This is a genomic window from Methylobacterium sp. WL6 (genome assembly GCF_008040095.1).
GTDB lineage: Bacteria > Pseudomonadota > Alphaproteobacteria > Rhizobiales > Beijerinckiaceae > Methylobacterium.
Genome location: NZ_VRVH01000031.1, coordinates 22,734 through 29,652, shown reverse-complemented (window position 1 = coordinate 29,652; position 6,919 = coordinate 22,734). Strand labels below are relative to the sequence as shown.

Here is a 6,919-nt window from a genome sequence, read left to right as displayed (position 1 = left end):
CCTCGGGCACGCCGGCCCCGAGGCGCGCGGCGTGCCCGAGGTGATCGACACCGGCACCCTGTCGTTCCGCGGCCGCACCGTGCGGCTCGCCGGCGTCGACGGCCAGGGCGGCCACCTCGCCCGCCAGCTCGCGCGCTACCTGCGCCGCCGCGAGGTGGTGTGCGCGCCCGATGCCGGCGGAACCCAAGGCACCCGCTGCCGCATCGACGGCGACGACCTCGCCGCGCTGATCCTCTCGGCCGGCGGCGCCCGCGCCAGCGAGGACGCGCCGCCCGACCTGCTCGCGGCGGAGGAGCAGGCGCGGTCGGAACGCACCGGGATGTGGGGTGGGCGCCGCTGAGGAAACGTCCCGGCTTACCCGGGGCCTTGCATGCGATCCGGGCCCGCGGCGATCGACGAAGCGCTCCGGTTGGAGGCGGCCGTTCATAACGCGTTGTAGAACCCGATCGCCTCCTCGAGCTCGCGCTCCTCGTAGCCGAAATGCGAGATCACGATCTGCTCGAAGGTCTCGTAGATCCTGCCCAGGGCGAGGGCGTAGTCCCGGCGCGGATCCACGGCGATGGCGCGCGCGATCTGCAGGATGCGTTCGAGCAGGGCGTGAACGGTCCGGTGCTCCGCGCCGAGGCGGTCGAGGACCGGGCGCATGCTTGCGTCCTGCCTGATGGCCGGGAAGACGCTGCCTTCCTCGATGTCGTGATGCATCTGGAGCATCTGGCATTGTTGCCCGCACAGGTTGCCGAACGCGCGGTAGTTCGCGACCATCGACAGGGACGCGACGCCCTCGGACACGGCCTCGACGGTGCCGGTCCCCGACCGGAACCGGTCGAGCGCAGCGCGGACGGCGGCAAGCTCGGCGAGGTGGTGCCGGTGATACAGGCCCAGGCGCCGCCCTCGGGCGCGTTGCATCGGGGTGACGCCGGGGATGGCCGGTGCACTGGGCCGGGTCGCGTCGTCGAGGAAGGGGATCCCTTCCAGGGTCAGGATGGGTTCGACCGTCATGGCGGGCAGGCTTTCGCTTCGGAACTCGTGGGAAGGGCGAGGGACCGGGTTCGCGCCTCCGCGTCAGCCCGCCGGTTGGCGCCTCTTCAGCTCCATGTTCTCGATGTAGAGCAATTGGAGGCTCTTGAAGACGCCGGCGAGATACGACGCGTAGGTCGGCAGGGTGTCTGCGGCGAGGCCCGCGCGTGTCGCGAAATGCGCGACGATGGCATCGGACTCGGCGGTGAGGACGCCGGGCGTCAGCTCGGCCGTCGGATAGGCGACCCGGGTTCCGGTTCGTGCGAGAAGGCTGCCGATCGCCGTCTGCTCCTTCGTGCCTGGGACGAACTCCCGCAAGGTCACGTGGTCGAGCTGCCCGGTTTCCAGGAGGAACAGGCGGACCTTGAAGCAGAACGGGCAGCCGGCCATCAGGTAGATGACGGGCTTGAACGGGGTATCGGTCATCGTCGGGTTTCCTGTTCGATGCGGGCTCGAAAGGTCGATGCGGCCGGAACAAACGACGTCCGCCGCTATCCTGAGAGGCATCAGCACAGCCGGGCGACGGCGAGGCTCGCGACCAGCAGCAGGATCGCCGGCGAGGGCGAGGACGGCAGCACCGGGAGGTGGGCGAGGATCGCACCTGTCATGTTCGCCGCGAGCCTGACGGCACCGAAGAACCCGTAGCCCGGCACCAGGAGGGTCGCGGCTCCGACGACCTCGATCACGCCCGTGACGATCCCGAGCCATTGCCCGAGGCCGATCTGATCGAAGGACTGGATCATGATCGGAACGCCGGCGCGCTTGGCACCGCCGGCCCCCAGGCAGGCGACGACGAGCAACGCCGTCAGGATCGGGATGGTGATGTCGCGAGCGCGCGCGGGCGTAGCTGCAGGAGCGACCAGGGTCTGCGACATGCGCGATCTCCTTGCTGGACGGTGAAGCCGGAGCGATCGCCGGTCGCGCGCGCCGATGCACGGGGTTCCGTCTGGTGCCTCGGTTTCGCTTAGTGACCAGGTCATGATATTAGTTCGCGGAGCCGTCGCAAGACGGCACAAACCGGATACCGAGGTTACATGGATGTGACCGCGTCCCAGGCGAAGCACTCGCCCGAGTGCCTGCGCGTCTCGCAACTGCTGTCGCGCATCGGCGACAAGTGGACCGTGCTCGTGATCATGCTGTTGCGTGAGCGCGCGTGCCGTTTCAGCGAACTCAAGCGCGGCGTCGACGGCATTTCGCAGCGGATGCTGACCCTCACGCTGCGCCATCTCGAGCGGGACGGTCTGGTGACCCGGACGGTGACGCCGACCATCCCGCCGCGCGTCGACTACGAACTCACGGAGATCGGGCATTCCCTCGCGGAGCCGATCCAGGCGCTCGGGCGATGGGCATTCGACAACCTCGCCCGGATCGACGCGGCACAGGCATCGTACGATGCGCGCGCGGAGGCGGCCTGACGCCACCCCATCGCACCCGTGGATTCACTGGCGTCGGTGACGGGCGCCGTTAGCGCTCGACGGCGCCTCTGCGGCATGATCGGACGGCGCCGGAACATGCGGCGCGTGCTGTGGCGGTCACCGTGCAAAATGCCGAGGAAGCCCGATGCGAGCGGAAACGGAAGGCCCCCCGCTGCCGCATCGGCGGCGACCCCGCCGCGTTGATTCTCTCGTCCGGTGGCGCCCAAGCCTTCGAGGGTTGGGTTCGGGGACAGACGACCGTCGCCCTATCGGTCCGCGAGCCAAACGGCCTGACGCGGTCGCCGGCGGCTGCTAGCGTCCGATCCGACGCGAACAAGAACGTCTGCGGGAGGTCACGATGCGGAAACCCGTCCTGGGTCTCGCCTGGGCGCTGCTGAGCTTCGGGTCACCGGCTCTGGCCGAGCCTGCGCCCGACCATCCGGCGACCTTCAAGCCGGCGCAGCGCGAGGGCTACTTCTTCGTCGGCGGCGCCTACGAGACGGTCGCGGGCAAGGGTGCCGCCGTCGGGCAGATGTTCGTGCAGTATCACGCGCCGGTCGAGGTTGCGCAGCCCTATCCCGTGGTGATGGTGCACGGCACGGCGCAGACCGGCGTGAACTTCCTCGGCACGCCGGACGGGCGTCCCGGCTGGGTCGATCGGTTCGTCGAGAAGGGGTTTGCCGTCTACGTCGTCGATCAGGTCGGCCGCGGCCGGTCCGGCGACGATCCGGACGCTTACGGCCCCTATGCGCGGCTCGCGCCGAACGACCTGGAGACGGTCTTCACCGGGCAGGAGCGCTTCGACCTGTTTCCGCAGGCCAAGCTTCACACCCGCTGGCCCGGCGGGGCCGGCGTGAGGGGCAACGCGGCGTTCGACCAGTTCTACTTCTCGCAGGTGCCGTTCATCGCCAGCGCCCTGCGCAGCGAGGAGCTCGTCGACCCCGCGCTGATCGCGCTGCTCGAGAAGATCGGGCCGTCCGTCCTGCTGACGCATTCGCAGGCCGGCGTGTTCGGATGGGCGGTGTCGGACCGGCGCCCCGACCTGGTGAAGGCGCATGTCGCGGTCGAGCCGAACGGGCCGACCTTCTACGACATCCGCTTCAAGGGGGGAGCGGACTGGTACGAGAAGGTCGGCGAGGCGCGTGCCCGGCCCTACGGCATCACCCGCGTGCCACTCACCTTCGATCCGCCGGTCTCGACCCCGACCGACCTCGTCGTAGCGCAGTCCGAGGCGCCGCTCCGTCCCGGCCAGATCCGCTGCTGGCTCCAGGCCGAGCCGGCACGCAAGCTGCCGAATCTCGCCCGCGTACCGGCCGTGATCGTGACGGCCGAGGCCTCGTTCCGCGCGACGATGGACGACTGCACCGGCGCCTTCCTCGAGCAGGCGGGCGCCAAGCCCGACCGCTTGGCGCTGGCCGAGCACGGCATCCACGGCAACGGCCACATGATGATGCTGGAGACCAACAACGGCGAGGTCGCCGACGCGATCATCGGATGGATCGCCGGCAGGCTGAAGTAGCGGCGCGGCCTACCGGAACGGCGGCTCGTCGAAGCTGCGCAGCTTGCGCGAGTGCAGGCCGTGGCGGTCGCCGCGCAGGATGTCGAGGGCGGCGAGCCCGATCAGCAAGTGCTCGGCCACCGCTCGCTCGTAGAACGCGTTGGCCGCGCCCGGCAGCTTGATCTCGCCGTGCAGCGGCTTGTCGGAGACGCAGAGCAGCGTGCCATAGGGCACCCGCAGGCGGTAGCCCTGCGCGGCGATCGTCCCGCTCTCCATGTCGACGCCGATGGCGCGGCTGAGGTTGATCCGGCGGCGTTCCTGGCTGAAGCGCAGCTCCCAGTTGCGGTCGTCGTAGGTGACGACCGTGCCGGTGCGCAGGCGCCGCTTCAGCGCGTCGGCCTTCTCCCCCGTGACCTGCGCGGCCGCGGCCTGGAGCGCGAGCTGCACCTCGGCGAGCGCCGGCACCGGAACGTCCGGCGGCACCAGCTCGTCGAGGATGCGGTCGCGGCGCATGTAGCCGTGGGCGAGCACGTAGTCGCCGATGGTCTGCGATTGCCGCAGGCCGCCACAATGCCCGACCATCAGCCAGCAATGCGGGCGCAGCACCGCGAGGTGATCGGTGATCGTCTTCGCGTTCGAGGGGCCAACGCCGATATTGACCAGCGTCGTGCCCTGCGCGGTGCCGTCGGCACCTTCGGACGCGAGGTGGTAGGCCGGCATCTGGAAGCGGTGCCAGGGCGAGGCGGCCATCAGCGCCGCCGGGTCGGCGGAGGCGGCCTCGCCGCGCGTCACGGTGATGCCCCCCGGCATGACCAGCTTGGTGAAGCCCTCCGCGCCGGAGGCGAGGCGCTCCAGCCCGTGGCGGACGAACTGGTCGACGTAGCGGTGGTAGTTGGTCAGCAGGATCCAGGGCTGGACCTCGCGCCAGTCGCAGCCGGTGTAGTGCACGAGGCGACGGAGCGAGTAATCGACCCGCACGGCGTCGAACAGGGCGAGCGGGCGCGGCTCGTCGGCCATCGGCTGCCAGGTCCCGTCGGCGATCTCGTCGCCGACGAGCGAGAGCAGCGGCACCGGGAACCAGGTCGCGAGCTCGGCCGGGCTGACGCGTCCCGCGCCGAGGTCGGTGCCGGGCTCGAGCACGTAGGAATACGGGATCTCCTGCGCGCTCAGGCCGACCTCGAGCCCGACCCCGTAATCGGCCACCAGCGGCTCGAGCTGCGCCGTCAGGTAGGCGCGAAAGTCGGCGGGGCTGGTGACGGTGGTGCTGTAGGTGCCCGGCGCCTGCATCTTGGCGGTCGCGCGGCTGATGCGCGGGACCGGGCCGGCGGGCCGGTAGGTCACGCGAAGCTCCGGGTAGCGGAATTGCAGCCGCTCGGCGGCGTCCGGCGGCTTGCCGCCGTCCAGCGTGCGGGTCAGCGCGGTGCGCAGGGCCTGGGTCGCGCCGGCATGCAGCTCGACCAGCCGGTCGACGGCGGTCGCGACGTCGGCCACCGCCTCCATCGGGCGCAGTTCGTTCTCGATCACGCGCGTTCCCCGTTCAGATCCTGCCTGGCCCGTCCCGCCCGGCTCTACACCCCGGCGCCCGTGCGCGCGAGACGGGGCTTGCGGTCGGCGTCGCGTTGCCCGAAAGCCGGCGGATGACCGATCGGGATGCCAAGAACGCGACCAGCATGGACGCCGCCGGCGACGCGTTCGCGCGCCGCGCGGGCGAGGAGGCCGTCGCCCTCCCCGATCGCGCCGATGCCGGGCTCCACTTCATCGGCCGCATCCGCACGCCGTGGACGGTTCGCGGAGACTGCCCGAAGAACGGCCTGCAGACCGACGCGGCCTGCACCGTCGCGGTCGATCCGCGCTACGCGCCGGGCCTGCAGAACGTCGAGGGCGCGAGCCATCTGATCCTGCTGTACTGGATGGACCGGGCCGAGCGCGGCCTGCTGGTGCAGCGCCCGCGCCACGCCGACGGCAGCCGCGGCACGTTCTCGCTGCGCTCGCCGGCGCGGCCGAACCCGATCGCGCTCTCGGTGGTGGAGCTGCTCGGACGCGACGGCGCGACTCTGAGGGTGCGCGGTCTCGACTGCCTCGACGGCACCCCGCTCCTCGACATCAAGCCCTACTATGCGACGACCGATTCCCGGCCCGACGCGACGGTGGACCGGGCCGGAACCGCCCGCGCATGAGGCGCCGCATCGTCGCCGGCCTCGCCGCCCTCGCCCTCGTCGGCACCGGCATCCTGATCGGGCGGATGCTCGCGGTCGCGCCGGTCAACGTCCGCGCCTACGCACAGGGCCGCCTCACCGCGGTGCAGGTCCATCTCGACGAGGCGCCCGCCGACTACGTCTTCCTGGCCGGCGATTCCCACGCCGAGTTGGAAACGCCGGCGCAACGACCCTGCGGCCTGGAACTCGTGAACGGCGGGGTCAGCGGCGCCAGCGCGCCGGTCTACGCCGACCTCGTCGCGACCATCCGGTTTCCGGTCCGGCCGCGGGCGGCGGTGCTGACGATCGGCACCAACGACATCCTGGCCAAGAACCACCCGCGCGAGGCCGCGGCGGCGGCGCGCTACGAGGCGGCGGCGACGCGGATCATCCGCCAGCTGACGGCGAACACGGATCGCCTCGTCGTGACGGCGCTGCCGCCGATCGGTCGCGCGCTCGACGGGCGCCTCGACCCGCTCGCGGTCGCGGATTACTCGGATCGGCTCAAATCCCTGTGCGCGCGGCTCGGCTGCCGCTTCGCCGATCCCTTCGCCGCGATCCGCGACGGGGCGACGGGCTTCGCCAAGCCCGGCACGATGCGCGACGGGCTCCACCTTGCGGCCTACCGGCCCGTGCTCGGCGCGCTCGCGCCGGCCCTGTGCGACCCAACGCCGCCCTGATCGGATCCGCGCACGACCAAAAAGGTTGTGTCGGCGGAGACAAGTTTCCAGCCGGCAGGTGCGCGACGGGTGCGATCGGGTCTAAGTATTCCGGATACCGGGACGATCCGGCAA

Annotated in this window: 8 protein-coding genes and 1 pseudogene; 5 read left to right on the top strand and 4 right to left on the bottom strand. The window is 71.1% G+C overall.

All coding sequences use genetic code 11. From position 1 onward, the window contains the following. A pseudogene (locus FV230_RS07180) lies at positions 1-340 on the top strand (penicillin-binding protein); the annotation flags it as partial. An 83-nt stretch (positions 341-423) separates the two neighbouring features. Here the strand turns inward: FV230_RS07180 and FV230_RS07175 are convergent. From FV230_RS07175 to FV230_RS07165, 3 genes are all read right to left on the bottom strand, one after another. Next, entirely contained in the window at positions 424-999 is a 576-nt protein-coding gene (locus FV230_RS07175) for a hemerythrin domain-containing protein (protein ID WP_147841835.1), read from the bottom strand. A gap of 63 nt (positions 1,000-1,062) precedes the next feature. After that, a complete protein-coding gene (locus FV230_RS07170) occupies positions 1,063-1,443 on the bottom strand; it encodes a glutathione S-transferase N-terminal domain-containing protein (protein ID WP_147841834.1) in 381 nt (126 codons plus the stop codon). 80 nt (positions 1,444-1,523) lie between these two features. Continuing rightward, positions 1,524-1,892: a DoxX family protein gene (locus FV230_RS07165; RefSeq protein WP_147841833.1), complete on the bottom strand. Its 369-nt coding sequence runs from the start codon at positions 1,890-1,892 to the stop codon at positions 1,524-1,526. Between the two features lie 159 nt (positions 1,893-2,051). Here FV230_RS07165 and FV230_RS07160 point away from each other — a divergent pair, with 159 nt between their 5' ends. Beyond that, on the top strand, positions 2,052-2,432 hold the full coding sequence (locus FV230_RS07160) for a helix-turn-helix domain-containing protein (protein ID WP_147841832.1): 381 nt from the start codon (positions 2,052-2,054) through the stop codon (positions 2,430-2,432). 358 nt (positions 2,433-2,790) lie between these two features. Then, positions 2,791-3,951, top strand: a complete 1,161-nt coding sequence (locus FV230_RS07155; protein ID WP_147841831.1) for an alpha/beta hydrolase — start codon at positions 2,791-2,793, stop codon at positions 3,949-3,951. A 9-nt stretch (positions 3,952-3,960) separates the two neighbouring features. On the opposite strand, the gene FV230_RS07150 is transcribed toward FV230_RS07155, so the two are convergent. After that, positions 3,961-5,430 (bottom strand): AMP nucleosidase, encoded by a 1,470-nt coding sequence (locus FV230_RS07150; RefSeq protein WP_210246687.1) that lies wholly within the window; start codon positions 5,428-5,430, stop codon positions 3,961-3,963. 170 nt (positions 5,431-5,600) lie between these two features. Here FV230_RS07150 and tsaA point away from each other — a divergent pair, with 170 nt between their 5' ends. Together tsaA and FV230_RS07140 are read left to right on the top strand one after the other, a co-directional pair. Continuing rightward, the gene (tsaA, locus tag FV230_RS07145) at positions 5,601-6,107 is read left to right on the top strand and encodes a tRNA (N6-threonylcarbamoyladenosine(37)-N6)-methyltransferase TrmO (RefSeq protein ID WP_147841839.1); all 507 of its coding nucleotides are present in this window, start codon (positions 5,601-5,603) and stop codon (positions 6,105-6,107) included. After that, positions 6,104-6,805: an SGNH/GDSL hydrolase family protein gene (locus tag FV230_RS07140; RefSeq protein ID WP_147841830.1), complete on the top strand. Its 702-nt coding sequence runs from the start codon at positions 6,104-6,106 to the stop codon at positions 6,803-6,805. Before tsaA ends, FV230_RS07140 begins: the two co-directional genes overlap by 4 nt. The last annotated feature ends 114 nt before the right edge of the window (positions 6,806-6,919 follow it).

Bases quoted from the DNA above. Each gene is read 5' to 3' on its own strand.
- FV230_RS07160 (WP_147841832.1), top strand. From the start codon at position 2,052: ATGGATGTGACCGCGTCCCAGGCGAAGCACTCGCCCGAGTGCCTGCGC.
- FV230_RS07170 (WP_147841834.1), bottom strand. From the start codon at position 1,443: ATGACCGATACCCCGTTCAAGCCCGTCATCTACCTGATGGCCGGCTGC.
- FV230_RS07140 (WP_147841830.1), top strand. From the start codon at position 6,104: ATGAGGCGCCGCATCGTCGCCGGCCTCGCCGCCCTCGCCCTCGTCGGC.
- FV230_RS07165 (WP_147841833.1), bottom strand. From the start codon at position 1,892: ATGTCGCAGACCCTGGTCGCTCCTGCAGCTACGCCCGCGCGCGCTCGC.
- FV230_RS07155 (WP_147841831.1), top strand. From the start codon at position 2,791: ATGCGGAAACCCGTCCTGGGTCTCGCCTGGGCGCTGCTGAGCTTCGGG.
- FV230_RS07175 (WP_147841835.1), bottom strand. From the start codon at position 999: ATGACGGTCGAACCCATCCTGACCCTGGAAGGGATCCCCTTCCTCGAC.
- tsaA (WP_147841839.1), top strand. From the start codon at position 5,601: ATGGACGCCGCCGGCGACGCGTTCGCGCGCCGCGCGGGCGAGGAGGCC.
- FV230_RS07150 (WP_210246687.1), bottom strand. From the start codon at position 5,430: ATGGAGGCGGTGGCCGACGTCGCGACCGCCGTCGACCGGCTGGTCGAG.